The 25,091-nt window shown below is 70.8% G+C and carries 25 protein-coding genes; 9 read left to right on the top strand and 16 right to left on the bottom strand.

Annotated elements, in window-relative coordinates:
- From ACFPP6_RS34490 to ACFPP6_RS34450, 9 genes are all read right to left on the bottom strand, one after another.
- The coding region (locus tag ACFPP6_RS34490) for an S-adenosylmethionine synthetase N-terminal domain-containing protein (RefSeq protein ID WP_382050662.1) at positions 1 to 247 on the bottom strand (247 nt) is incomplete at its 3' end.
- Positions 248 to 321: 74 nt separating this feature from the next.
- On the bottom strand, positions 322 to 1,905 hold the full coding sequence (locus ACFPP6_RS34485) for an AMP-binding protein (RefSeq protein WP_382050660.1): 1,584 nt from the start codon (positions 1,903 to 1,905) through the stop codon (positions 322 to 324).
- Complete coding sequence (locus ACFPP6_RS34480) at positions 1,902 to 2,900, bottom strand: methyltransferase (RefSeq protein ID WP_382050658.1); 999 nt, start codon at positions 2,898 to 2,900, stop codon at positions 1,902 to 1,904. The genes ACFPP6_RS34485 and ACFPP6_RS34480 overlap by 4 nt, the downstream gene beginning before the upstream one ends.
- A gap of 51 nt (positions 2,901 to 2,951) precedes the next feature.
- Positions 2,952 to 3,371: a PaaI family thioesterase gene (locus ACFPP6_RS34475; protein WP_382050656.1), complete on the bottom strand. Its 420-nt coding sequence runs from the start codon at positions 3,369 to 3,371 to the stop codon at positions 2,952 to 2,954.
- Positions 3,368 to 3,784, bottom strand: coding sequence for a PaaI family thioesterase (locus ACFPP6_RS34470; protein WP_382050654.1), 417 nt, complete (start codon positions 3,782 to 3,784; stop codon positions 3,368 to 3,370). Before ACFPP6_RS34470 ends, ACFPP6_RS34475 begins: the two co-directional genes overlap by 4 nt.
- A complete protein-coding gene (locus tag ACFPP6_RS34465) occupies positions 3,765 to 4,961 on the bottom strand; it encodes an acyl-CoA dehydrogenase family protein (protein ID WP_382050652.1) in 1,197 nt (398 codons plus the stop codon). The genes ACFPP6_RS34470 and ACFPP6_RS34465 overlap by 20 nt, the downstream gene beginning before the upstream one ends.
- 38 nt (positions 4,962 to 4,999) lie before the next feature.
- On the bottom strand, positions 5,000 to 6,856 hold the full coding sequence (locus ACFPP6_RS34460) for an FAD/NAD(P)-binding protein (protein ID WP_382050650.1): 1,857 nt from the start codon (positions 6,854 to 6,856) through the stop codon (positions 5,000 to 5,002).
- Positions 6,857 to 6,950: 94 nt separating this feature from the next.
- Complete coding sequence (locus tag ACFPP6_RS34455) at positions 6,951 to 7,322, bottom strand: carboxymuconolactone decarboxylase family protein (RefSeq protein ID WP_058047339.1); 372 nt, start codon at positions 7,320 to 7,322, stop codon at positions 6,951 to 6,953.
- Positions 7,323 to 7,565: 243 nt separating this feature from the next.
- Positions 7,566 to 8,120, bottom strand: a complete 555-nt coding sequence (locus tag ACFPP6_RS34450; protein ID WP_382050648.1) for a winged helix-turn-helix transcriptional regulator — start codon at positions 8,118 to 8,120, stop codon at positions 7,566 to 7,568.
- 75 nt (positions 8,121 to 8,195) lie between these two features.
- Between ACFPP6_RS34450 and ACFPP6_RS34445 the strand changes: the two genes are divergently transcribed.
- Positions 8,196 to 9,635, top strand: a complete 1,440-nt coding sequence (locus ACFPP6_RS34445; protein WP_382050646.1) for an MFS transporter — start codon at positions 8,196 to 8,198, stop codon at positions 9,633 to 9,635.
- A gap of 52 nt (positions 9,636 to 9,687) precedes the next feature.
- On the opposite strand, the gene ACFPP6_RS34440 is transcribed toward ACFPP6_RS34445, so the two are convergent.
- Both ACFPP6_RS34440 and ACFPP6_RS34435 read right to left on the bottom strand, forming a co-directional pair.
- On the bottom strand, positions 9,688 to 10,719 hold the full coding sequence (locus ACFPP6_RS34440; RefSeq protein WP_382050644.1) for a LuxR C-terminal-related transcriptional regulator: 1,032 nt from the start codon (positions 10,717 to 10,719) through the stop codon (positions 9,688 to 9,690).
- A 315-nt stretch (positions 10,720 to 11,034) separates the two neighbouring features.
- On the bottom strand, positions 11,035 to 11,709 hold the full coding sequence (locus ACFPP6_RS34435) for a DUF5324 family protein (protein ID WP_382050642.1): 675 nt from the start codon (positions 11,707 to 11,709) through the stop codon (positions 11,035 to 11,037).
- A 242-nt stretch (positions 11,710 to 11,951) separates the two neighbouring features.
- Here ACFPP6_RS34435 and ACFPP6_RS34430 point away from each other — a divergent pair, with 242 nt between their 5' ends.
- Positions 11,952 to 12,479 carry a peptidylprolyl isomerase gene (locus tag ACFPP6_RS34430; protein WP_382050640.1) on the top strand — a complete coding sequence of 176 codons (528 nt, stop codon included), beginning with the start codon at positions 11,952 to 11,954 and terminating at the stop codon, positions 12,477 to 12,479.
- Positions 12,480 to 12,597: 118 nt separating this feature from the next.
- Positions 12,598 to 13,473, top strand: a complete 876-nt coding sequence (locus ACFPP6_RS34425; RefSeq protein ID WP_382050638.1) for a rhomboid family intramembrane serine protease — start codon at positions 12,598 to 12,600, stop codon at positions 13,471 to 13,473.
- Positions 13,474 to 13,732: 259 nt separating this feature from the next.
- Here the strand turns inward: ACFPP6_RS34425 and crgA are convergent, their stop codons facing one another.
- On the bottom strand, positions 13,733 to 13,987 hold the full coding sequence (gene crgA, locus ACFPP6_RS34420; RefSeq protein WP_030366859.1) for a cell division protein CrgA: 255 nt from the start codon (positions 13,985 to 13,987) through the stop codon (positions 13,733 to 13,735).
- A gap of 157 nt (positions 13,988 to 14,144) precedes the next feature.
- On the opposite strand from crgA, the gene ACFPP6_RS34415 reads away from it, so the two are divergent.
- From ACFPP6_RS34415 to ACFPP6_RS34390, 6 genes are all read left to right on the top strand, one after another.
- Complete coding sequence (locus ACFPP6_RS34415) at positions 14,145 to 14,909, top strand: DUF881 domain-containing protein (RefSeq protein WP_382050636.1); 765 nt, start codon at positions 14,145 to 14,147, stop codon at positions 14,907 to 14,909.
- A 42-nt stretch (positions 14,910 to 14,951) separates the two neighbouring features.
- Positions 14,952 to 15,812 carry a class E sortase gene (locus ACFPP6_RS34410; RefSeq protein ID WP_382050634.1) on the top strand — a complete coding sequence of 287 codons (861 nt, stop codon included), beginning with the start codon at positions 14,952 to 14,954 and terminating at the stop codon, positions 15,810 to 15,812.
- 72 nt (positions 15,813 to 15,884) lie between these two features.
- The gene (locus tag ACFPP6_RS34405; protein WP_168092637.1) at positions 15,885 to 16,061 is read left to right on the top strand and encodes a hypothetical protein; all 177 of its coding nucleotides are present in this window, start codon (positions 15,885 to 15,887) and stop codon (positions 16,059 to 16,061) included.
- Complete coding sequence (locus tag ACFPP6_RS34400) at positions 16,058 to 16,696, top strand: aminodeoxychorismate/anthranilate synthase component II (RefSeq protein WP_058047348.1); 639 nt, start codon at positions 16,058 to 16,060, stop codon at positions 16,694 to 16,696. The genes ACFPP6_RS34405 and ACFPP6_RS34400 overlap by 4 nt, the downstream gene beginning before the upstream one ends.
- A complete protein-coding gene (locus ACFPP6_RS34395; RefSeq protein ID WP_382050632.1) occupies positions 16,693 to 17,535 on the top strand; it encodes a class E sortase in 843 nt (280 codons plus the stop codon). Before ACFPP6_RS34400 ends, ACFPP6_RS34395 begins: the two co-directional genes overlap by 4 nt.
- A 48-nt stretch (positions 17,536 to 17,583) precedes the next feature.
- Positions 17,584 to 18,270 (top strand): class E sortase, encoded by a 687-nt coding sequence (locus ACFPP6_RS34390; RefSeq protein WP_382050630.1) that lies wholly within the window; start codon positions 17,584 to 17,586, stop codon positions 18,268 to 18,270.
- Between the two features lie 69 nt (positions 18,271 to 18,339).
- Here the strand turns inward: ACFPP6_RS34390 and pknB are convergent, their stop codons facing one another.
- The 4 genes from pknB to ACFPP6_RS34370 all read right to left on the bottom strand — a co-directional run bounded on the left by pknB (position 18,340) and on the right by ACFPP6_RS34370 (position 25,019).
- Complete coding sequence (gene pknB / locus ACFPP6_RS34385; RefSeq protein ID WP_382050628.1) at positions 18,340 to 20,376, bottom strand: Stk1 family PASTA domain-containing Ser/Thr kinase; 2,037 nt, start codon at positions 20,374 to 20,376, stop codon at positions 18,340 to 18,342.
- Positions 20,377 to 20,537: 161 nt separating this feature from the next.
- Positions 20,538 to 21,992, bottom strand: coding sequence for a peptidoglycan D,D-transpeptidase FtsI family protein (locus ACFPP6_RS34380; protein WP_382050626.1), 1,455 nt, complete (start codon positions 21,990 to 21,992; stop codon positions 20,538 to 20,540).
- The gene (locus ACFPP6_RS34375; RefSeq protein ID WP_382050624.1) at positions 21,989 to 23,431 is read right to left on the bottom strand and encodes an FtsW/RodA/SpoVE family cell cycle protein; all 1,443 of its coding nucleotides are present in this window, start codon (positions 23,429 to 23,431) and stop codon (positions 21,989 to 21,991) included. The genes ACFPP6_RS34380 and ACFPP6_RS34375 overlap by 4 nt, the downstream gene beginning before the upstream one ends.
- A 40-nt stretch (positions 23,432 to 23,471) precedes the next feature.
- The gene (locus ACFPP6_RS34370) at positions 23,472 to 25,019 is read right to left on the bottom strand and encodes a Stp1/IreP family PP2C-type Ser/Thr phosphatase (RefSeq protein ID WP_382050622.1); all 1,548 of its coding nucleotides are present in this window, start codon (positions 25,017 to 25,019) and stop codon (positions 23,472 to 23,474) included.
- Positions 25,020 to 25,091 lie beyond the last annotated feature (72 nt).

Below are 25,091 nucleotides of genomic sequence, written 5' to 3'. Positions count from 1 at the left end.
TCGTCGAGGAGTCGTAGCCGATCTCGAGGATCTTGTTGCGCACGAGCGACGCGATCGGCGCGTAGGCCTTCGTCGTCACCTCGCCGGCCACGTGCACCAGGCCGGTGGTGATCAGGGTCTCGACGGCTACCCGGGAGCCCGGGTCCTCCTTCAGGAGGGCGTCGAGGACGGTGTCGCTGATCTGGTCGGCGATCTTGTCGGGGTGACCCTCGGTCACGGACTCCGAAGTGAACAGGCGGCGGGACATCCACTCATCCTTTTCTTGAATTCCGGGTCGGTAGGACGGGCGACTCGCTCAAAGGGGATTGGTTCAGGGGCGGTTCACGCGGACCGGCCGGCGGCGGGGAGAGCCGAGGCTCTTTCGCGCAGCAGGTTCTTCTGCAATTTGCCCGTCGACGTCGTGGGGAGCTGCCCGAAGACGATCCGGTGCGGCGCTTTGAACCGGGCGAGCCGGGCGCGCACGAATTCGATGAGCTCCTCCTCGCCGACGGTGCCTCCGGGGCGGCGGGAGACGAAGGCGACGGGGACTTCGCCCCAGACCTCGTGCGGTCCCGCCACCACGGCCGCTTCGGCCACCTCGGGGTGCGCGGTCAGGGCGTTCTCGACCTCCACCGAGGTGATGTTCTCGCCGCCGGAGATGATGACGTCCTTGGCGCGGTCGCGGATCTCGACGTAGCCGTCGGGGTGGTGGACGGCGAGGTCCCCGGTGCGGAACCACCCTCCGGCCGAGGCCTTCGCGGTGGCCTGCTCGTCGCGGTAGTAGCCGAGCATGACGTTGTTGCCGCGGAGGAGGATCTCGCCGGTCGTCTCGCCGTCGGCGGGGACGTCGTGGCCGTTGCGGTCGACGACGCGCGCCGGTTCCCCGACGACGTTGGCCACGCCCTGCCGGCCGGCCTTGCGGACCCGTTCCTCGGGGGCGAGAGCGGTCCACTCGGGCTGCTGGATGCCGAGCAGCGCGTTGCCGAACGTTTCCGTGAGCCCGTAGAAGTGCGTGACGTCCAGGCCCAGTTCGCTCATCCGCGCCAGCAGGGCGGGCCGGGGCGGTGCGCCGCCCGCGAAGATCCGTACGGGGTGCGGGACGGCGGCCGCGTCAGGGTGGTCGGCGAGCATGGTCAGGACGGTCGGGGCCGCGCAGAGATGGGTGACGCCGTCGGACCGGAGCGCCCGCCAGACCTCGGCCGGGTCGACCTTGCGCAGGCAGTGGTGCACGCCGCCCGCCGCGGTGACCGCCCAGGGGAAACACCACCCGTTGGTGTGGAACATGGGCAGCGTCCACAGGTAGCGCGAGGCCGGGTCCATCCGGGTGTGGAAGGCCATGGCCAGTGCATTGAGGTAGGCGCCCCTGTGGTGGTACATCACTCCCTTCGGGCGCCCGGTGGTGCCGCTGGTGTAGTTGACGGACAGCAGCCCGCGCTCGTCGGTGACCTCGACCTGGTGCGGCGCGGCTCCGGCGACCGCCTCGTCGTAGCGGTCCGAGCCGATGACGGCCGGCCGTTCGGCGATCAGGCCGAGGGCGCTCTCCAGGCGGGGCAGGAGCCCGGTTTCGGCCAGCACCAGGCGGGCGCCGCTGTGTTCGAGGATGTAGGCGATCTCGGCGGGGGCCAGCCGGGTGTTGAGGGCGACGAGCACCGCACCGGCCAGGGGCACCCCGTAGTGCGCTTCGAGCGTCATGTGGGTGTTCGGCGCGAGGACGCACACCCGGTCGCCCGGCCGGACGCCGTTCTCCGCGAGCAGCCCCGCCAGCCGCCGGGAGCGGTCCCACAGCTCCCCGTAGGTGCACCGGAAGTCGCCGTCGACGACGGCGGGGCGGTCGGCGAACACGGCGGCGGCGCGGCGCAGGAAGGAGACCGGCGTCAGCTCGGTGAAGACGTGACCCGGTGCGCCGGCCGCCGCCGGCAGCGTCACGCGCGCCTCGCGACGATGGCGAACATGTCCAGGGAGAGCGGGAGGACGGAGTGCAGGGCCAGGCCGGACTGCGCGAACAGGTCCGCGTACTCCTTCTCGCTGCGCTCGGTGCCGCCGACGAGGACCATCATCTGCAGGTCGAACCAGAGCCCGAGGGAGGATTCGCCGGTCGGCGGGATCGTGCGCTCCAGAACGATGACGGTGCCGTCCGGGTTCATGGCGTCGTGGCAGCGCTTCAGCAGGTCGACGCAGGACTCGTCGGAGCGGCTGTGCAGGATGCGCGACCACAGGTAGACGTCGCCGCCGGCGGGGAGCGAGGCGGTGTAGTCGCCCTCGACGTAGGAGACGCGGTCCGTGAGCCCGCGGTCCGCCATGGCGGCCTTCGCGGCCTCGATCACGTGCGCCTGGTCGAAGAGCACGCCCTCGACGTGCGGGGCGGCCCTCAGGACCTCGGAGAGCAGGGCGCCGGTGCCGCCCGCGATGTCGACGACGGTGCGCGCCGACGAGAAGTCGAAGACCTGAGGCAGGTCGCGGAAGAACGCGCCGCCGGCCATGGTGCCGTCGAACCGGCGGGCCGACTCCTGGTTGGCGGTGAAGTACGGGTACATCGGGGCGCCGAAGGCGGCCTCGAACGCGGGCTGTCCCGTCTTGACGTTGTGGAGCAGGTTTCCCCAGGTCTCGTAGAACTCCTCGCCGTACATCAGGGTGAGGTCGCGCAGGGAGTCGGGCGCGTCCTCCTTGAGGAGCTCGCCGGCCGGGGTGAGCGAGAAGCCGGTCTCGTCGTCGCCCTGCAGGATGCCGAGGCCGGTGAGGAAGCGCATGAGCTGGAACAGCGAGCGCTCGTGGGAGCCGGTGGCCTCGGCGAGCTCGCGGCTGGTGGTCAGGCCGCTCTCGATGTGCTCGGGGAGGCCCAGCTTGGTGGCCACGTAGACACTCTGCGAGGCCCAGTAGCCGATCATCAGGTCCAGAACCTTGCGGGACGGTGACGCAGTCATTGCATGGCCTTTCGGGGTACGGGGTGCTTCTCTTTCAAAAAGGCGGGCCGTCTACGAGGCCCGCTTCGGGACGTTCTGCAGCCGCAGCTGTCCGCGGGCCAGGAGGGGGCCGGTGCCGCCGCCGGCCGTGATCTCCACGGACCACACCTGCTGGAGATCGCCCTGGAACACCGGGTGCGCGGTGACGAGGGCCGGGCCGCCGGTCGTCGTGACGAACACGTCCGTCGCGTTGTGCACGCCCACGGCGAAGAGGCCGCGGTCCGCGACGGCCTTCGAGGCGCCGACGCTGGCCGCCCGTTCGACGACGGTGCTGTGGACGCCGCCGTGCACGACGCCCCACGGGTTGTGGTGCTGCGGGCCGAGCTCGATGCGGCCCCGGACGCCGTCGCCCGCGACCTCGTCGAACTCCAGGCCCAGCGCCACGAGGAAACGGCTCGCGGTGTCGAGGCCCAGGGCGGGGAATGCGGTCATGCCTGCTCCTGTCCCGGGCCGGCGCCGGTGTTCTGCAGCCGCACCTGGCCGCGGGCGAGGGGCTGTCCGTCGGAGACGGTGACGACCCAGATCTGCTGCGTACGGCCCTGGTGCACGGCCTCGGCGACGACCTCGGCCCGGCCCCCGGTCCGCGAGCGCAGCAGGTCGGTGGAGATGTGCACGGCCGTGGCGTGCCGGCCGGGGCCGGCCGCCGCCGACGCCCCGTACGAGGCCGCGCTCTCGACGGCGGTGGTGTAGACGCCGCCGTTGACGATGCCCCACGGGGTGTGGTGGTCCGGTCCGAGGTCGATGTGGCCGCGGACGCGGGTGGGGCTCACCTCGGTGACGACCAGTCCCGCCGCCGCGACGAACGCGCTCTCGGGCGGCCGCGGGTCAGCGGAAGGCCTGGACACCGGTCACCGCCTTGCCGATGGAGAGCAGGTGCATCTCCTCGGTGCCCTCGTAGGTGAGCACCGTCTCCAGGTTCACCATGTGCCGGAACACCGGGTATTCCAGGGTGATCCCGTTGCCGCCGAGGATCGTCCGGGCGCTGCGGGCGATGTCGAGCGCCGCGCGCACGTTGGCCAGCTTGCCCACGCTGATCTGCACGGGGTCCAGGCGGCCGGCGTCCTTGAGCCGGCCGAGCCGGGCGGCCAGCAGGGACGCCTGGGCGACCTGTACGGCCATCTCCGACAGCTTCCGCTGGGTGAGCTGGAAGCCCGCCAGGGGGCGGCCGAACTGCTCGCGCCGGCCGGCGTACTCCAGGGCCGTCCCGTAGCAGGCGCGGGCGGCGCCCACCGCGCCCCAGATGATCCCGAAGCGGGCCTCGCTCAGGCAGCTCAGCGGCCCGGAGAGGCCCTCGGCGCCCGGCAGGACCGCGTCGGCGGGCAGGCGCACGCCGTCGAGGACGAGTTCGCCGGTCACCGAGACGCGCAGCGACAGCTTCCGGGTGATCTTGTTGACGGTGAAGCCGGGCGTGCCGACCGGGACGACGAAGCCGCGGATGCCCTTCGCGCCCCGCTCGGGGTCGGTCTGTGCCCACACCACGGCCACGTCGGCGAACGGGCTGTTGGTGATCCACATCTTCGAGCCGTCGAGCACCCAGTCGTCGCCGTCGCGGCGGGCGCGGGTGCGCATGGCGCTCGGGTCCGAGCCGGCGTCCGGCTCCGTCAGGCCGAAGCAGCCGACGGCCTCGCCCGCGGCCATGGCCGGCAGCCACTGCTGCTTCTGCTCCTCCGAGCCCCACCGGTGGATGGCGTACATGGCCAGCGAGCCCTGGGTGGAGACGAAGGAGCGCAGTCCCGAGTCGACGGCCTCCAGTTCCCGGCAGGCCACCCCGTACGCCGTGGCGCCGGTGCCCGCGCAGCCGTGGCCCTCGAGGTGCATGCCGAGCAGCCCCAGGGCGCCGAGGTGCTTGACGACCTCGCGCGGCATGGTGTCGGCCTCGAACCATTCGGCGACGTGCGGGGCCAGTTCGGTCCGGGCGAAGGCCCGTACGGTGTCCCTGATGTCCCGCTCGGTCTCGCCGAGCTCGTCGTCGACCGCGAGGATGTCCACGGGGTCCAGTTCCGCGGCGGAAAGCGGACTCATGATGACTTCTTTCTTGTGTCGGGCTGGTGTCAGGTTCCTCAGGAAAGGCCGAGCACGGCCCGCGCGATGGAGTCGCTGTCGCCCACGGTTATGGAGTTGACGTTGGGGCGGATGCCGGTCTCGGTGACCCAGTTCGCCCCTTCCGTCGGTACGCCGAACACATAGCGCCGCGGGTGGACCGACCCGTCGCTCCGGATGACGCGGAAGGGCCGCTCGGTGACGGCCACGCCGCCGGTGACGTACTCGCCGGCCGAAGCGGTCTGCACCGTGAAGTGCTTCACCTGCTGGTGCTTCTTGAGGTGGACGAGGATCGAGTTGTCCGTCCGGGCGAGGTCCACCTTGGGGAGCCGGGCGTCGATGAGGACGGTCCCCGTGCGGACGTCACCGGGGACGGCCGAGCTGCCGACGAAGACGCCCCGCTCGTGGTCGCAGTCCACCGTGAAGCGGGGACCGGCGACCTCGACCACGCCGGCGTCCATCAGCGCCACGAGCTCCTCGACCCGGCTCCAGGGCGGCCCCAGGGAGAGGAAGGCGTGCAGCGAGTTGAACCAGCCCTCGACGTCGTCCTGGTACGAACGTCCCTCGATGCCGCCGTTGTTCATCACGTAGCGCATCTCGTTGCGGATGTCGCGCAGGACGTCCAGCGCGGACTTCACGGGGCTGCTGAGGTTTCCCCGGCGCGCCTCGGCGATGTCGTCCACCAGGTAGGACCGCAGGAAGCCGGTCCAGGCGCGGGAGGACGCGACGTCGCCGTCGGTCCACGGCCGGGCCACCCGGGCCCAGTCCCAGTACTGCTCCTCCGGGACGTCGAACTTGCGCAGGACCGTGCGCTCGGAGTCGCAGGACCAGGGGAGCAGGCTGTAGAGCGCGCCGAACTCGTCCGCGACGTCCTGCGACTCCCGGATCTCCACCAGGCGCCGGTAGTAGACGGTCTCGACCTCCTTGGCGATCAGCGGCCAGCAGTCGCGCCGGAAGTCGAGGGCCCCGGACGGCCCGGCGTTCGAGCGCAGCTTGTCGATGTGCTCCTCGGTGAGGACCTTCGGCTCGTAGCGCAGGTCGCCCTTCTCGTTGTCCGCCCGGCCGTGCAGGGGCACGCCCCGGCGGGAGCCGCAGATGATGTGCGGCTCGCGTCCGGAGGGCCGGTACGTCAGCCCGTCGCCGGTCCGCACGTAGGTGCCGCCGCGGCCCTGGGTGAGCAGGGACATGTAGTCGAAGAAGGACAGCCCGAGGCCGCGGATGAGGACCTGCCGGCCGGGGGCGATGCCGCTCAGGTCGGCGTCGGCGGGGTTGGCGGGCGGGAGGAAGAGGCCGCCCGTGGCGGCGGCGAAGCCCCGCAGGGTCTCCTCGTCGGCGGACGGGTGCACCGCCCCGTGGCCGGTGGCCAGCACGAGCTGGCCGACCTCGGCCGACTGCCCGTCGTCCGTGGTCACGAGCTGGCCGCCGGCCTCGGTGTCGGTCACCGAGACGACCTTTCCCCGGTGCTCGTGGATGTCGATGGTGTCCGGGCGGTTGCGCAGGATCTCGCCGTAGGCCCATTCGAGGTAGTGCCCGTAGAAGGACCTGCGGCAGTAACTGTTCTCGTGGACCTCCCGGGCCTCGGCCAGGACGGCCTCGGGGTGGTTCCCGGGGATGTCTCCCGCCGCCAGCCGGGCCGACCACTCGTACAGGCTCGGGCCTTCGCGGACCGGGCCGGACATCTTCACGGTGTCGTCCGCGAAGGCGGTGATCTGGGAGGCGACGATGTTCATGATGAGGTCGGGGGACTGATCGGTCCGCCAGACGTCACCGGAACCGAAGTTCCTGGGTTCGAAGAGATGGATGACAAGAGAATCGCCGATACGGTCACGCGCGTTCTCGACAATGCGCTCCAGGACGGACAATCCGCGAGGGCCCACGCCGACTATGCCAACCGTGTGCACTGCCCTAGGTTTCACAGTGGGACTCCGTTGAGGTCTTCCCAGTTCGGGGCGGCTTTGCCAGGTCCGCTGGTCAGGACATCGCGTCGCTGATCTGCTTGATCGACCGCACAGTGTCGATCGCGGCGGGAAACCCGCAGTACACGGCGCACTGGAGGGCGACCTCGACGAGTTCGTCGACGGTGCACCCGTTGCGCAGCGCGCCGCCGATGTGTAGCTCCAGCTCGTGCTTGCGGTTCATCGCCGTGAGGATGGCGACGGTGAGCAGGCTGCGGAACTTCCGGTCGAACGCGGGCCGTTGCCAGACGGTTCCCCAGGCGAGGCGTACGACCAGGTCCTGCAGCTCGGCCGCTCCCGCCCACGTGTCGGACACGCCGTCGACATAGGTGTTTCCCAGGACCTCGCGTCGCAGCGCGTCGCCTGCCGCCCACTCGGATCCAGGCATGCGTCATTCCCCCATGAATTACGTGAACTGCCGCCGCGCCTCTGCGGGACGGCACGTCCCTGAGGGGAGCTGCCGGAGCGCTCCCTGGGAAAGACCCTGCCAGCGGGCCGTCCGGCCGCGACAGCTTCCGGAGGCGTCGTGATTGCGACTGTCGTAAACAGGAGAGTCACAAGACGGGTGCATGGGGCATGTATCACCCGGCCGGTGGCCGGACCCTGTTCGGGATCCGGGCGGCCGCCCTGTTCAGGGGCCGGACGGGGCCGTGGGCGCGGGTGACGGGAACAGGTCCGTCAGGAGGCGGTGGGGTCCGCTGCGCAGGGCCGCGCTGACCCGGTCGTCGCGCAACGTCGCGTCGGCGCCGGGGCCCTGGCGGATGAGCAGGTCGGCGGGCGGGGGGACGGTGCCGCAGGCGGGGCAGGCGCCGCCGGCGCCGATGTCCGTGCCGCACGCGGCGTGGCTGAAGAGCCGGCGCGAGCCCTCCGGGGCGAGCCAGCGCTCGCCCCACTGCGCCAGGGAGAACACGATCGGCCAGAGGTCGAGCCCGCGCTCGGTGAGGACGTAGTCGACCTCGACGCCCGTGGTGTGGGGGCGCCGCTCGACGACGCCCACCGCCGTCAGGGCCTTGAGGCGGTCGGCGAGGACGGCGCGCGGGATGCCGAGGTGGGCGTGGAAGTCGCCGAAGCGCCGCACTCCGTAGAAGCAGTCGCGGAGCACCAGGAGCGTCCACCGCTCCCCGACCACTTCGAGTGCCCGGGCCAGCGAACAGTCCTGGTCTGCGTAGCCACGTCCCAATGCCATGACGAAAGTCTAGCGGTGCAGTCACTGAACTATGTGGTTCAATGACTGAACTCCACCGATCTCCTGGGGGTAGTAGTGACGACCGAACCGGTCGAGCGCCGGTCCTCCGCCCGCTCGACTCTCGCGATCTCGTGCGTGGCCACCCTGCTCGTGCTCATCAACTTCACCGCCCCCGTGTCGACCGTGCAGACCGTCAGAGCGGCGCTCGGCTCCGGGCCCTCGGGGCAGACCTGGATCCTGGGCAGCATCAGCGTCGGTCTCGCGGCGTGCCTGATGGTGGCGGGGACCCTCGCCGACGACTACGGCCGCAAGCGGATGTTCGTGATCGGCGGGGCGCTGCTGGTGGTCTCCACCGTGGTGTGCGCCGTCGCGCCCGTCACGCTCGTGTTCGTCCTCGGCCGCATCGTCCAGGGCGCGGCGAGCGCGGCGCTCCTGGCGTCCAGCCTCGGCCTCCTGGCCCACGCCTTCGCCCCCGGCCCCGAGCGGGCCCGGGCCACCGGCCTGTGGGGAGCGATGGTGGGCGGCGGCATCGCCATCGGCCCGGTGTTCTCCGCGCTGCTGGGCCGGGCCACCGACTGGCGGGTCACGTACTGGGTCCTCGCGGCGCTGGCCGCGCTGGTCATGCTCTGGGCCGCCCGCTCGCTGGAGGAGTCCCGCAGCGCGCACAAGCGCGCCTTCGACCTGGCCGGGGTGCTCACCCTCGGGGCGGGCATCACGCTGCTGATCGCGGGGCTCACCGAGGGCCGGGGCGGCTGGGGCAGGCCGCACGTCCTGGTCTTCCTGGTCGCCGCGGTCGTCCTGCTGGCCGGCTTCGTGGTGATCGAGAAGCGCGTCGCCGAGCCCATGCTGGAGCCGGCCTTCTTCAAGCGCCCCGCGTTCGTCGCCTCGGTCGTCGGCGCGCTGGTGACCGGCATGGGCGTGATCGGCCTGATGACGTACGTGCCGACCGCGGCGCAGAGCATGCAGGGGCTCAGCCCCCTGGGCAGCGCCGGCCTGCTCGCGTTCTGGTCCGGCCTGTCCTTCCTGGCCGCACCGCAGGCCCGCCGGTTCGTCGCCCGCGTCGGCGACCGCCAGCAGGTCGCCGCGGGCCTGGCCCTGTGCGGCATCGGCGAGCTCGCCCTGACCGGAATCGGCGAGGAGTCCTCGTGGTGGCGGTTCGTGCCCGGCCTCGTGCTTGCGGGCCTCGGCAGCGGCGTGGTCAACGCGGCCCTCGCCGGGCTGGCCGTACGGAGCGTGCCCGCCCACCGCGTGGCGGTCGGCTCCGCGGCGAACAATGCCTCGCGCTACCTGGGTTCGTCCCTGGGCGTCGCGCTGGTCGCCGCGATCCTGGCGCTCGCCCCGCGCGGCGGGGGAGCCGCCCACGAGATGGGCACCGGCATGAGCTACGCCGCGGTCGTCTCCGGCTGCCTGGCGATCGCAGGCGCCGTCCTCGTCGCCCTGTGCCACGAGCGCACGGAGCCGGCGGCCGCCGCCGTGCCGGCCGCCCCGGAGCCGCAGCTCTCCGAGCCGGTGTGAGGAACCCCGGGCCCGGCGCAGGGCCCGGTGGTCCCGGACGAAGTCCGGTCGTTCACAGGGTGGCGACCGGACTTCGTCCGCTCAGCAGCTCCTGCTCCCGTAGGAGGAAGCCCAGTTGGAGCCGGCTGGAGGCGCCGAGCTGCTGCATGATGTCGGAGACGTGGCGCTGGCAGGTGCGCACCGAGATGCCCAGGGCGCGCGCGGTCGTCCGGTCGTCCGCTCCGTCGATCAGGTGCTGGAGGATGGAGCGCTTCGTCTGGTTCGCCAGGTTCTGGACGAACGTCCTCGCGCGCGGTTTGTCGATGGGTTCCCCTGTGGACCAGGCCGCGTTGAACATCTCGGCGGCGAAGGCGATGAGGTCGGCGTCCCGGACCACGAGCGCTCCGCCCGGGCTGCTGCGCAGTGGCACGACGAGCACCTTGCGGTCGAAGATGACGAACCTGGACAGGTCCCCGGTGACCGTCCTGACCTCGACGCCCGCGCCGATGGCCTCCTCCGTGTGCCGCACCGTCGGCGGGTGGAAGCGTGCGGAGTACTGGTAGAGGGCGCGCAGGTGCACCCCGCGCCCGAGCAGCTGCTGGTAGCGGTAGCGGGCCTCGATCAGCTCCGCGTCCGGGTGGGCACCGCCCGGCCGGGCGGACAGGACCTCCTCGCGGCAGTCGTCGGCGTACCGTTCGAGGGCCCGGACCACCTCTTCGTGGGATTCGATGCGCTCCAGGTGGGGGCCCTGCAGCGACTGCTGCTGGGTGGCGTAGATGAGACCGAGCTCGGCGATCTGCCCGCGCATCCACTGCAGGCCCAGCCGGGCGTTCTCCACCCGCTCTTCCCACTGCCCGAGGAGCCGGTCCGACACGCGGGCGGGGTCGACGGCGGCCAGGCAGTCGGCTCCCAGCCGCCGCACCAGACCGGTGGCGATGAGCTTGTCCACGGCCTGGATGCTGACGTCGCCGTGGGCGCCGGACATCAGCTCGTCGATGCGTACGAGACCCTGCCGGGCGATGTGCCGGTAGGTGACCAATTCGGCGGATGTCAGCTCTATCGACCCGGGGCCGGCGGCTGTGCGTTCTTTGACCAATGTATCCATGTCAGCACCTCTCTGTTTATGTGTGCCGCAAAAGGGCGGAGAGTGGAGAAACAGGAGAACTCGGGAGTCAGCAGGGGCCGGCTCTTCGCAGCTTAGATGTGGGAACAGGCGGGCAATCCGGTGAAATCAACCCCAATCACCGGGCACTTTCCCAAAGAATTACCTGTAATCTATTGCACACAACAACTTGTTTGCGGGTGCCATTTCCCGGATAACCCCGGCCCGGATAACCCGGCCCGGAAAAACGACGAGGCCCCCGGGCCGCGCGGGAAGCGCGGCCCGGGGGCCTCGGTGCATTCGGCCGGATGGCCGCCGTCAGAACGGCCGGTCGTCCGCCCCGCCGTTGTCGGGGGAGGACTCGGCCTCGGCCTGCTTGGCCTGGACCTCGGGGTCGAGCGGTGAGGAGGAGGCCGCGGGACCCTTGCCGTCGACCGAGCTCAGCGGCGGGCGGTCGTGCACCTCGGTGGCCTCGGGCGGCTCGACCAGCCAGTCCGGGTTGGCCTGCCGGTCCCACCACTTCCAGGCGGCGTACGCACCGCCGGCGATCAGGCCGACCACGGCGAGCCGCCGGAACGCCCGCCCCGCCCGGCACCGCCGGTCCCGCCGGGCGATCAGCTTCTCGATCTCCTGGGGGCTGACCTGTCCGCGCAGCGCGGCGAAGGCGGCGGCGCTGCGGGCGACGGCCTCGTCCCGGACCGGCTCGACGGCCGTGCGGGCCCGCACGGCGGCCTGGTCGATCTTCGGGGGCAGGGCGTCGCGGGCCTGCTCGATCCGCGGGTGCAGATGTGCGTCGTACTGGCAGCGGGCCTGGTGAGCGGCCTGGTGCGCGGCCTCCGCGACCTTGGGCGCCAGCCGGGTCCGGGCCTCGTGCGCATAGTGCACGGCGGCGTCCTTCGCGGTGCCGGCGTAGGGCGCCACCACTTCCGCGGCGTGCCGGACGCTGTCCTTCGCCGTGCTGGTCGCGGCGCGCACGCTGTCCTTGCGGGTCACGAGAACCTCCTCCTCGGTGGCGTATGTTTTGTCGCCTTTCCACCCAGTGAAAAATCATGCCTGGGGACGGGCGGTCCGGCACGTGCGGGCGGGCATCCGGGTCATCGGGGGACGGAGCGGGTGGGGACCCGGCTCGACCATGCCACGGTTCGGCGCGGCGCGCGGGCGTTTGCCCGCTACTCGCCGCGATCCCGTCCGTGCGAGGATCGGTAGCCGTCAGTGAAGACTATGGAAGGTAGATCGTGGCCGAGCAGCTTTACGCCACCCTGAAGACCAACCGGGGCGACATCGAGATCCGGCTCCTGCCGGACCACGCCCCGAAGACGGTCGCCAACTTCGTCGAGCTCGCCAAGGGCGAGCGCGCGTGGATCAACCCCGAGACGGGCCAGAAGACCACGGACAAGCTGTACGACGGCACGGTCTTCCACCGCGTCATCGAGGGCTTCATGATCCAGGGCGGCGACCCGCTGGGCAACGGCACCGGCGGCCCGGGCTACAAGTTCGCGGACGAGTTCCACCCGGACCTGTCCTTCAACAAGCCCTACCTGCTGGCCATGGCCAACGCCGGCCCGGGCACCAACGGCTCGCAGTTCTTCATCACCGTGTCGCCCACCACGTGGCTGACCGGCAAGCACACCATCTTCGGTGAGGTCACCAGCGAGGCCGGCAAGAAGGTCGTCGACGCCATCGCCACCACCGACACCAACCCGCGCACCGACCGTCCGGTGAACGACGTGGTCATCGAGTCGGTCGTCATCGAGACCCGCTGACGGCGGACTCACGCTCCCTCGTCACGCACCGAGGGAACCCGGCGCCCCGCTCGTCCGTATGACGGGCGGGGCCGCGCGTCCCGGACAGGCCCGCCCATCACCGGCGCAAGGGGAACGCATGAACGACCAGGCCGTCGGCTGTTACCGGCATCCCGACCGGGAGACGGGCATCCGCTGCACCCGCTGCGAGCGGCCCATCTGCCCGGAGTGCATGGTGAGCGCTTCGGTCGGGTTCCAGTGCCCGGCCTGCGTCGCCGGCGGCTCCGGCACGGGGCACTCCCCGCAGGCCACCGCTCCGCGCACGCTCGCGGGCGGCACCCATACGGCCGACCCCCGGCTGGTCACGAAGGTCCTCCTGGGGATCAACGTCGCCGTGTGGATCGCGGTCATGGCCACCGGCGACGGCCTGCTCGACGATCTCGAGCTGTTCGGCCGCGCCGTGCTCGGCGGCGAGCCCCAGGGCGTCGCGGAGGGCCAGTGGTACCGCCTGCTGACGTCGATGTTCCTGCACCAGGCGCCGATGCACATCGCCTTCAACATGCTCTCGCTGTGGTGGATCGGTCCCCCGCTGGAGGCGGCGCTGGGCCGGGCCCGCTATCTGGCGCTGTACCTGCTGTCCGGTCTGGGCGGCGCCGCCCTGACCTTCGTCGTCGCCGACCCCCGCCAGCCCTCGCTCGGCGCGTCCGGGGCGGTCTTCGGCCTGCTGGGGGCCACGGCGGTGCTGATGCGGCGGCTCAACTACGACATGCGCCCGGTCGTGGCGCTGCTCGTGCTCAACCTGATCTTCACCTTCACCTGGAGCAACATCGCCTGGGAGGCCCACATCGGCGGCCTGGTGGTGGGCACCGCCGTGGCCTACGGGATGGTGCACGCGCCACGGGAGAAGCGGACGCTGGTGCAGGGGCTGACCTGCGGCCTGACGCTGCTGGTGATCGTCGCCGCGGTGGTCGTACGGACGGCGACGCTGCCCGCGCTCACCGTGTTCCCGGGCTGATCCCACCGTGTTCCCGGCCGACCGGGCGGTGGGTTGTCCACAGCGGGTACAGAATCTTGTGCATGGCGTGGGGAACACGTGTCCGTCCGTGCACACAGCTGCGTTTCCGCTGGTGGGCGGGGGCGCCCCAGGGCACCCCGCGCTGCCGACCAGTCACACCGGCGTCAACCCCGGGGAAGTTATCCACAGATCTTCTGAGTTTTTCCCCACTGTGGACGAGGGTGTGGATAACTCCTCGGAAGGCTTCCCGGAAGGCTTGCTACTTCCACTGCGTGGAGACTACGAACCCCGCCGCGATAAAGCCGAAACCGACCACAATGTTCCAGTTGTGGAGGGACTCGATGGGCATGTCACCGCTGGTCACATAGAAGATGACGATCCAGGCCAGCCCGATCAGGAACATCGCCAGCATCAGCGGCGCCACCCAGCCCCGCCCACTGCTGAGCTTGATGGTCTGCTGCTTCGCCGGCGGCGGCGTGAAGTCGTCCTTCTTGCGGATCCGTGACTTCGGCACGAGGAACTCTCCTGTCGATGCGCTGCGTGACCGCGCTGGGGAACATGGGAAATGTACAAAGGGCCGGGCCCCGAGGCGGCGAGCGGCGGGAACGCCACCTTTCCCCGGGCGTCCGTTAGCGTAGTGCTTCCGTGGCGCCGGAGAGGATAAGGGTACGTTGAGTAATTCTGCGGACTCCACCAGCAGGCCGTCCCGGCGCTTCAAGCCCGTCCGGCTGCTGACCGGAGCCGTCTTCGCGCTGGCCGGTCTCATCTTCTGGATGAGCTTCAACACCGCCCACGGCACCAACATCCGCACCGACGACTCCATGCTCCGGCTCTCCGACCTCATCCAGGAGCGCAGCCGCAAGAACGCCGGCCTGGACGAGAGCGCCGCGGCCGCCCGCGAGCAGGTGGACGCCCTCGCCCGGCGCGGCGACGGCGGCACCGCCGCCCGGAACAAGGAACTGGCCGCCCTGGAGGCGGCCGCCGGCACCACGCCGATCAGCGGATCCGGCATGACCGTCACGCTCACCGACGCCCCGCCCAACGCCACGGCCAGGATCCCCGGCGTGCCGCAGCCCCAGCCCAACGACCTGGTCATCCACCAGCAGGACCTCCAGGCCGTCGTCAACGCCCTCTGGCGGGGCGGCGCCAAGGGCATCCAGGTCATGGACCAGCGGCTGATCTCCACCAGCGCCGTCCGCTGCGTCGGCAACACCCTGATCCTCCAGGGCCGCGTCTACTCCCCGCCCTACAAGGTGACGGCCGTCGGCGACCGCGGCGCGCTGCGCAAGGCGATCGACTCCTCCCCCGCGATCCAGAACTACCTCCAGTACGTGAACGCCTACGGGCTCGGCTGGAAAGTCGACCAGCACGACGCGGTGACTCTTCCCGGTTACTCGGGCACAGTGGACCTCCACTACGCCAAGCCCCTGGCGTGACCCCTGTGGTGGGTGACGCCACGACCCGGGAGGGGGCCCGCGGTGAGGCCCAGGACCGTCGTCCGCACCCTCAGCGAACTGTGCGTCACCACCGGCACCCTGCTCGTCCTCTTCGTCGTCTACGTCCTCTACTGGACGGGCGTGCGCGCCGACGGCGCCATGGACCGGGAGCTCAGCCGCCTCCAGGACCGGTGGTCGAGCGGCGCCGCGGTCACGGCCGGGGCCCCTGAGGCGCCCGTGCCGGGAGAGCCGCCCGCAGAGCCGTCCGGAGAGCCGGCGGAACGGCCCGGAGAAGCGGGCCGGCCGCCTGACCGGCCCGCAGCCCCCTCCGCACAGCCCCCGTCGCAGTCCCGGCCGCAACCCGCGCCGGGCGCAGGCGCAGGGGAGGCCGCAGGGCAGGCCGCGCCCGCGCGCCGGCAGGCCCCACCCGCCCGCCCCGGCGAGGCCTTCGCCGTCATGTACATCCCCCGCTTCGGCGCCGGCTGGGCCAAACCCGTCCTGGAGGGCACGGGCACCGGGCTCCTCAAGAAGGGTCTCGGCCACTACGAGCGGACGGCGCGGCCCGGCGGGACCGGCAACTTCGCGGTCGCCGGCCACCGCCGCACCTACGGCGACCCGTTCAAGGACCTCGACGAGCTGCGCCCGGGCGACGCCGTGGTGGTGGGCGACGGCACGACCTGGTTCACGTACCGCGTCGACGGCCGTCCGTACCGCACCCGGCCCGACGACACCGGCGTCATCGACCCCGTCCCCGCCGGCTCCGGCTTCCGCGGGCCCGGCCGCTACCTGACCCTCACCACCTGCGAACCGGAGTGGGGCCACAGCCACCGGCTGATCGTCTGGGCCCGCCTCGACGCGACCTCGCCCGCGGCGCGGGGCCGACCCGGGGCTTTGTCCGGCTGACCCCCTCGGGCCGCGCCCGCCCCTTAGTCTGGTGCTGCAATTTCGACTACGTCATCGGCAAGTGGGGACGGCATGTACGGCTGGATCTGGCGGCATCTGCCGGGCAACGCGTGGGTGCGGACACTGATCTCGCTGGTTCTCGTACTGGCGGTCGTCTACGCCCTCTTCCAGTACGTCTTCCCCTGGGCGGAACCGCTGCTGCCGTTCAACGACGTGACGGTCGACAACGGAATGGCGGTCAACCAGTGAGTGCGCGCATCCTCGTCGTGGACAACTACGACAGCTTCGTCTTCAACCTCGTCCAGTACCTCTACCAGCTAGGCGCCGAGTGCGAGGTGCGGCGCAACGACGAGGTCGAGCTCGGCCACGCCCAGGACGGCTTCGACGGCGTCCTGCTCTCCCCCGGGCCGGGAGCGCCGGAACAGGCGGGCGTGTGCATCGACATGGTGCGGCACTGCGCGCAGCACGGCATCCCCGTCTTCGGGGTCTGCCTGGGGATGCAGTCCATGGCCGTCGCGTACGGCGGCGTGGTCGGGCGGGCGCCCGAGCTGCTGCACGGCAAGACGTCGCTGGTGACGCACGAGGGCGCGGGCGTCTTCCAGGGCCTCCCCTCGCCCTTCACCGCCACCCGCTACCACTCCCTGGCCGTCGAGCGCGAGCACTGGCCGGACGAGCTGGAGATCACCGCCTGGACCGAGTCGGGCATCGCGATGGGCCTGCGCCACCGCGACCTGCCGGTCGAGGGGGTGCAGTTCCACCCCGAGTCCGTGCTCACCGAGTGGGGCCACCGGATGCTCGCCAACTGGCTGGTCGCCTGCGGTGACACCACGGCGGTGGAGCGATCGGCGGGCCTGGCTCCGGTGGTGGGCAAGGCTGGGGCGTGACCACGCCCCCGCGGGTCGTATCGCAGCCCCTGCCGCCCGAGGACCGGGCGACCATGGAGCTGCGCCGGGTGGAGGTGCCGTCCCAGGCGGCGCCCCGGCCCGTACGGACCGGGGGGCGTGCCGCGCGGCGGCATGCGGCCCGGCGGGCGCGCAGGGGCAGTCTGGGCGTGCGGCTGTGCCGTTTCACGGGCGAGCTGTTCATCACGGCCGGCCTGGTGCTGCTGCTGTTCGTGGCCTACCAGCTGTGGTGGACGAACGTCCGTGCCCTGCAGCAGGCCGGTGGCGCCGCCCACCACCTGCAGAGCCGCTGGGACGAGGAGGGGCAGGGCGCCGACCGGGACGCCGGGGCGTTCTCGCCCGGCGAGGGCTTCGCGATCATCTACATCCCGGCGCTGGACGTGAAGGCCCCGATCGCCGAGGGCGTCGGCAAGCAGAAGATCCTCGACCGCGGCATGGTCGGGCACTACGGGGAGGGCCCCCTCAAGACCGCGATGCCGTGGGACGAGAAGGGCAACTTCGCCCTCGCGGGGCACCGCAACACCCATGGCGAACCGTTCCGCTACGTCAACCGCCTGAAGCCGGGCGACAAGATCGTGGTGGAGACGCGCAGCGCCTTCTACACCTATGAGATGACGACCCGTCTGGAGCAGACGCCACCGGCGAACGTCGGGGTCATCGCCCCTGTCCCGGCCGGCTCCGGCTTCCGCGGCCCCGGCCGCTACATCACCCTCACCACCTGCACCCCCGAGTTCACCAGTACCTACCGCCTGATCGTGTGGGGCAAGATGGTCGACGAGCGGCCCCGGAGCAAGGGAAAGCCGGATGCGCTCGTCAACTGAGACACGCGGGAAACGCGCGGAGAACTGCGAAGCGGGGGACGAACGTCTGTGGCACGGACTGACCGGGGACGGGGGCGCCTCGCCGTCGCCGTGAGCGTCATCGGCGAACTGCTGATCACGGCGGGCGTGGTCATGGCCCTGTTCGTCGTCTACTCCCTGTGGTGGACGAACGTCCTCGCCGACCGCGAGGCCAAGCGCCAGGGCCACGCGGTGCGCAACACCTGGGCGAAGAAGGGCCCGGGCGCCCTCGACACCAAGGACGGCATCGGCTTCCTGCACGTGCCGGCCATGAAGAACGGCGAGGTCCTGGTCAAGAGCGGCACCGCCACCGACGTCCTCAACGAAGGCGTCGCCGGCTTCTACCGCTCCCCGGTCAAGGCCGCCATGCCCTGGGACGACAAGGGCAACTTCACCCTCGCCGCCCACCGGGACGGGCACGGCGCGAAGTTCCACAACATCCACAAGGTGAAGACCGGCGACCGGGTCGTCTTCGAGACGCGCGACGTCTGGTACGTCTACAAGGTCTACGCGGAGCTGAAGGAGACCTCGAAGTACAACGTCCAGGTCCTCGACCCGGTCCCGAAGGAGTCCGGCGTCACCAAGCCGGGCCGCTACCTGACCCTGACGACCTGCACGCCGGTCTACACCTCCGACTACCGCTACATCGTCTGGGCGGAGCTGGAACGCACGGAGAAGGTCGACGCGGAGCGCACCAAGCCGAAGGAACTCCGGTAGTCCGGGAAAAGCCGAACGCCGGGTGAGCTGGATCTCCAGCTCACCCGGCGTTCGCCGTTCGTGACGGCGTCAGTGCCGGCGGCCGCCGATGAAGCCGCCTCCGATGAAGCCCGTGTCGCCGGTGGTGCCCTGGTCACCACCCGGGTTGCCGGGGGTGCCCGTGTCACCGCCCGGGAGGCCCGTCGTGGTCGTCACGTCGACCGGGGTGTTCTTCGCGACCTGGGTGCCCGGCATCGGGTTCGTGGTCTGCACGACGGCGTTGTCGTCCTGCGGGCCCATGATGTTGCCGACCTTCAGGCCCGCGCCCTCGATCTCCTTCTTGGCGTCCTTGAGCTTGTGCGTCAGCACGCCCGGGACGGCGACGTTCTGCGAGCCCTTGGCCACGGTCAGGGTGACCGTGGAGCCCTGGGCGGCCTGGGTGTTGCCGTCGGGGCTCTGCTTGGTGACCGTGCCCGGAGCCTGCCCGGGGGCGTCCTCCTCGGTCACCGACACCTTGAAGCCGTTGTCCTGCAGCTGCTTCTTCGCGGCCTCGACGTTCTGGCCCACCACGGACGGCACCGTCTTGGTCGGCTTGGACTCCGCGACGGTCAGGGTGACCTCGGAGCCCTTCTCGGCCTTGGTGTCGCCCTTGGGGTTCTGCGAGAGGACCGTGCCCGCGGTGACGCCGTCGGTCACCTTGGTCTTGGTGCTGACCTGGAAGCCCTTGGACTCCAGGATCTGCCGGGCGTTCTCCAGCTGCTTCTCGGTGACGTCGGGGACCTCGACCTTGGCTGCGCCCTCGGACACCTTGACCTTGACCTCGCCGCCGCGGTCGATCTTGCCGCCGCCGGGCGGGTCCTGCGAGCAGATCTTGCCCTTGGGCTGCTCGCAGGTCGCCGTGCCGTTCTCGACGACCTTGAAGTCGCCGTTGACGCCCTGCTGCTGGGCGTCCTTCAGCGACTGCCCGACGAGGTTGGGCACCGACACCTTCGAGGCGTTGCCGCTGCCGCTGAAGAGCGACTTGCCGATGAAGATCGCGCCGACCAGCACCAGCACGCCCGCGACGATCAGCAGGATCGTCGACAGGTTGCTCTTCTTGCCGCCGCCTCCACCGCGCCGCCGGCCGTTGCCGTCGTCGTAGCCGCCGTACCCGCCGTCGTCGTCGCGGACGGGCGGCAGCATGGAGGTCTGGCCGGGGCCCTGCGGCGGGGCCTGGGGGCGGAGCATGGCCGTCGGGGCGTCCGCGCCGTAGCCGACGGCGCCCATGGTGGCCGTGGCGGCGACGGGCTGGCCCTCCAGGGCCGCCTCGATGTCGGCGCGCATCTCGTCGGCCGACTGGTAGCGGTAGTCCGGGTCCTTGGCCAGCGCCTTGAGGACGATGGCGTCCATCTCGGGCGTGATCTCGGGGTCGTGGACGCTCGGCGGGTTCGGCTCTTCCCGGACGTGCTGGTAGGCGACGGCCACGGGGGAGTCGCCGATGAACGGCGGGCGCACGGCCAGCAGCTCGTAGAGCAGGCAGCCGGTCGAGTAGAGGTCCGAGCGCGCGTCGACCTGCTCGCCCTTGGCCTGCTCCGGGGAGAGGTACTGGGCGGTGCCGATCACGGCCGCGGTCTGCGTCATGGTCATGCCGGAGTCGCCCATCGCGCGGGCGATGCCGAAGTCCATGACCTTGACCTGGCCGGTGCGGGTCAGCATGACGTTGGCGGGCTTGATGTCGCGGTGGACGATGCCGGCCCGGTGGGAGTACTCCAGCGCCTGCAGGACGCCGATGGTCATCTCCAGCGACCGCTCGGGCAGCAGCTTCCGCCCGGAGTGCAGCAGCTCGCGCAGCGTCGACCCGTCCACGTACTCCATGACGATGTACGGGATCGAGACGCCGTCGACGTAGTCCTCGCCGGTGTCGTAGACGGCGACGATCGACGGGTGGTTGAGCGAGGCGGCCGACTGGGCCTCACGGCGGAACCGGGCCTGGAAGGACGGGTCGCGGGCGAGGTCCACCCGCAGCGTCTTCACGGCGACGGTGCGGCCGAGCCGGGTGTCGTGGGCGAGGTAGACCTCGGCCATGCCACCGCGGCCGAGCACCGAGCCCAGCTCGTACCGGCCGCCGAGGCGACGCGGCTCTTCCATAGCTCCAGCCCTTCCGTTTTCCTGACCGCACCTTCACTACGTCCGGCGGTGTGCTGTCCGGCATACCGTACCCGGCACGTCGCGCCCCTTCCGGCCGCGACGGCCACCTGATACACGACCGGTACCGTCACCCGCGTCGCCGGACGCGGAGGTGAGCGGCGTCACTTCGACGTGCTGAGCACCGCCTCCATGACCTTCTTCGCGATCGGCGCGGCGAGCGCGCCACCGGCGATGTCGTCACGCATCGTGTCCGAACCCTCGATCACGACGGCGACCGCGACGGGCGAGCCGTTGGCAGCCTTGGCGTAGGAGATGAACCAGGCGTACGGGTTCTCGCTGTTGGCCACGCCGTGCTGAGCGGTTCCGGTCTTGCCGCCGACCGTGACGCCGGGGATCCGGCCGTTCTTGCCGGTGCCCTCGTTGACCACCGTCTCCATGACCGACTGCAGCTTCCGCGCGGTGTCCCGCGACATCGGCTGGGACATCTGCTTCGGCTGGTGCGTCTCGATCACGTTGAGGTTGGGGGCGCGCACCTTGTCGACCATGTACGGCTCCATGAGCTTGCCGTCATTGGCGACCGCGGCGGCCACCAGGGCCATCTGCAGCGGCGTGGCGCGGTTGGAGGCCTGACCGATGCCGTCCATGGCGTTCTGCGGACGGTTGTCCTTGGGGTAGATGCTCTGGGCGGCGCGCACGGGGGTGTCGAGCTTGTCGTTGTTGAAGCCGAACTTCTGCGCCTGGTCCATCATCTTCTTGTTGCCCAGGTCGGCGCTGACCTTGCCGAAGACGGTGTTGCAGGACCACTGCATGGCCACCCGCAGCGAGGCGTCCTTGCAGGGGATGTCGCCCTCGTTCTTCAGCGGCGTCACCGTGTCCGGCAGCGTCCACGGCAGCGGCGAGTCGGTCTTGGAGTCGACGTCCTTGTACAGCCCGTTCTCCAGGGCCGCGGCGGCCGTCACGACCTTGAAGGTCGAGCCCGGCGGGTAGGTCTCGCGCAGCGCCCGGTTGAGCATGGGCTTGTTCTTGTCGCCGTCCAGCGACGTCCATTCCTTGCCGTCGTTGGCGCCCGCGATCTTCGACGGGTCGTAGGACGGCGTGGACGCCAGGGCGAGGATCTTGCCGGTGCGCGGGTCGATGGCCGCGACGGCGCCCTTCTTGTCGCCCAGGCCCTCGAAGGCGGCCTTCTGGGCCTTGCTGTTCAGGGTGGTGATCACGTCACCGCCCTTCTTCCCCTTGCCCGTGATCATGTCGACGGTGCGGTTGAAGAACAGGCGGTCGTCGTCGCCGATGAGGACGCTGTCGTAGAGCTTCTCCAGCTGGGTGGCGCCGTAGACCTGCGAGGAGCGGCCGGTGACCGGCGCCCACATGGCGCCGTCGTTGTACGTCCGCTTGTACTTGAAGTCCACGCCGCCGGTCTCCACGGAGCCGGTGATGGCCTGGCCGTCCACGATGATGTTGCCGCGGGGCTGGCTGTAGCGGGCGATGTCGACGCGGCGGTTGTTCTTGTGCGCCTTGAGCTCGTCCGCCTGGACGAACTGCAGCCAGTTGTCCCGCAGCAGCAGGGCCAGAACGAGGAGGCCGCAGAAGATCGCGATCCTGCGTACGGGCTTGTTCACGGGCGGACCACCTGGGTCATCTCGGCGTCTGTGGACGGGGCGGGGGCCGGGGCCGGTCGCCGCGCCGTGTCACTGATCTTCATGAGGATGGCGATCAGCGCCCAGTTGGCGATCACCGACGAACCGCCCTGGGCGAGGAACGGCATGGTCATACCGGTCAGCGGGATGAGGCCCATGACACCGCCGGCCACGACGAAGACCTGGATGCCGAAGGCGGCGGCGAGGCCGGTGGCGAGCAGCTTGCCGAAGGGGTCGCGGGCGGCGAGGGCCGTGCGCATGCCGCGCTCGACGATCAGGCCGTAGACCAGCAGCAGGCCCATGGCGCCGGCCAGACCGAGCTCCTCGCCGAAGGAGGCGAAGATGAAGTCGGAGTTGGCGGCGAACTGGATCAGGTCGGAGGCGCCCTGGCCCCAGCCGGTGCCGAAGACGCCGCCGGAGCCGAAGGCGAACATGGCCTGGGCGATCTGCTCGGTGGTGGCCCAGGAGGGGCGCGGGTTGTCGTAGACCGCGAAGGGGTGCAGCCAGGCCATCACACGGACCTTGACGTGCGGCTCGACGGAGCCGACGACGGCCGCGCCGCCCGCCGACATCAGCAGGCCGAAGACGATCCAGCTGGTGCGCTCGGTGGCGACGTACAGCATGACGACGAACATGCCGAAGAACAGCAGCGAGGAGCCCAGGTCGGTCTCGAAGACGAGGATGACGAGGCTGAGCGCCCAGACGGCGAGGATCGGGCCGAGGTCGCGGCCGCGCGGCAGGTAGAGGCCCATGAAGCGGCGGCTGGCCAGGGCCAGGGCGTCGCGCTTCACCATCAGGTAGCCGGCGAAGAAGATCGCAAGGATGATCTTCGCGAACTCACCGGGCTGGATGGAGCCCAGGCCCGGCACGGTGATCCAGATCTTGGCGCCGAACTTCCCGGGGAAGAACACCGGGGCGACCAGCAGGACCAGCGCGACCACCATCGAGATGTAGGTGTAGCGCTGCAGGATGCGGTGGTCCTTGAGGAAGATGATCACACCGACGAAGAGCGCGATGCCCATCGCCGAGAACATCAGCTGGTTCGGTGCGGACGCCTGGAAGGTGAAGCCCTGGGCCTTGGCCAGGCGCGCCAGGCGCTCCGACTGGTCCAGCCGCCAGATCATCACGAGGCCGAGCCCGTTGAGCAGGGTGGCCAGCGGCAGCAGCAGCGGGTCGGCGTACTTGGCGAACTTGCGCACCACGAGGTGGCCGACGCCGCCGAGCAGGCCGAGGCCCAGCCCGTAGCCGAGCATGCCGGAGGGCATCTCGCCGTTCATCGCGAGGCCGACGTTGGCGTAGGCGAAGCACGGCAGGATGACGGCGAACGCGAGCAGGGCGAGCTCGGTGTTGCGCCGGCTGGGCGGGCCCACGGTGCTGATCGTGGTCGTCGCGGTCGTGTTGCTGCCCGCGCTGGATGGCATGGATGGCATGGCTGACATGAGTTGATGGCCCCCTACGGCTTCACTGCTGAGCGCTGCACTGCGGGACCAACTTCTGCTCTTCCTCGGTGAGGGTGGGGACCGGGCTGGGCACCGGGCTCGCCTGGGCGGAGAGGCCGGTGGCTCCCGGCTTGGCGTCGGTCTTCGGGTCCTTGGGGTCCTTGGGGAGGTCGCCCACGGCACCGCCGGCCCGGTCGCCGCTCTGCTTGTCCTTCTCGCGCTGCTGCTGCTCGGCCTTGCGCCGCTCGTCTTCCTTCTTGCAGGCGCCGGCGAGCAGGGCGAGGTCCTTGGCCTTCTGCTCCGCCTTCTCGCGGCTGTCGAGGGCGATGGTGTCCTCGACGCGGCTGCGCTGGTCGACGGGCAGGTACTTGAGTTCGATCTCGGGGTGGTCCCGGTAGAGCTTGCTCAGGCTGACCCACGCCAGGTCCTGGTTGATGCCCTGGTAGACCGCCACGTGGTTGTTGTCCTTGGCGCCCACGTAGTACTGCGTCTGGGTCCAGCTGTAGCCGCCGTAGAGGCCGCCCGCGACGACGCCGAGGACGACGGCGAGGATCAGCGACCGCTTGAGCCACCGGCCCCGCCCGGGCGCCTTGACGAAGTCCTCGTCCATGAAGGCGCCGAACGAGCCGTCCGGGGCGCCGCCCATGCCGCCGTCGCCGCTGCCGGGCGGGCCGAAGGCGCCGCCGGGCTGCTGCACCGGCGCGGGCCGGTTGGCGCGGGCGTGCTCGGCGGCCCGCCCGGCCGGGGTCTGCATGGCGCCGTCGACGCCCAGCTGTAGCTGGTTCTCGGCGACCGCGCCGACGATCACCGGCGTGTCGTTGAGCTGCTGGGCGAGGGTGTCGCCGCCGTCGACGTCGAGGACGTCGGCGACGATGCAGGTGATGTTGTCGGGACCGCCGCCGCGCAGGGCGAGCTGGATCAGCTCCTGGACCGTCTCGTGGGGGCCCTGGTAGCTGGCGAGGGTCTCCTCCATCGTCTGGTGGCTGACGACGCCGGACAGGCCGTCGGAGCAGATCAGATAGCGGTCGCCCGCGCGGACCTCGCGGATCGAGAGGTCGGGCTCGACGTGGTCGCCACTGCCCAGCGCGCGCATCAGCAGGGAGCGCTGCGGGTGGGTGGTGGCCTCCTCCTCGGTGATCCGGCCCTCGTCCACCAGCCGCTGCACCCAGGTGTGGTCCTGGGTGATCTGGGTGAGGACGCCGTCGCGCAGCAGGTACGCGCGGGAGTCGCCGACGTGCACGAGGCCGAGCCGCTGACCGGTCCACAGCAGGGCGGTCAGGGTCGTGCCCATGCCCTCCAGCTGGGGGTCCTCCTCGACCATCACGCGCAGCTGGTCGTTGGCGCGCTGCACGGCGGTGCCGAGGGAGGTCAGGATGTCCGAGCCGGGGACGTCGTCGTCGAGCTGGACGAGGGTGGAGATCACCTCGGAGCTGGCGACCTCGCCCGCGGCCTGGCCGCCCATGCCGTCGGCGATGGCGAGCAGGCGCGGGCCGGCGTAACCGGAGTCCTCGTTGCCCTCCCGGATCATGCCCTTGTGCGATCCGGCGGCGAAGCGCAGTGACAGACTCATGCGCACCTCGCCCGTCGGCTCCGGGTACAGCCCCTTCCCAGCCACGCTGCCCACCCTCCGGTCGTCATGGTC

This window comes from Streptomyces aureoversilis (genome assembly GCF_042657885.1).
In the GTDB taxonomy this organism is placed as follows: Bacteria; Actinomycetota; Actinomycetes; order Streptomycetales; family Streptomycetaceae; genus Streptomyces; species Streptomyces aureoversilis.
Note: the sequence above shows the minus strand (reverse complement) of the source record. Positions and strands in the feature narration are given on the sequence as shown.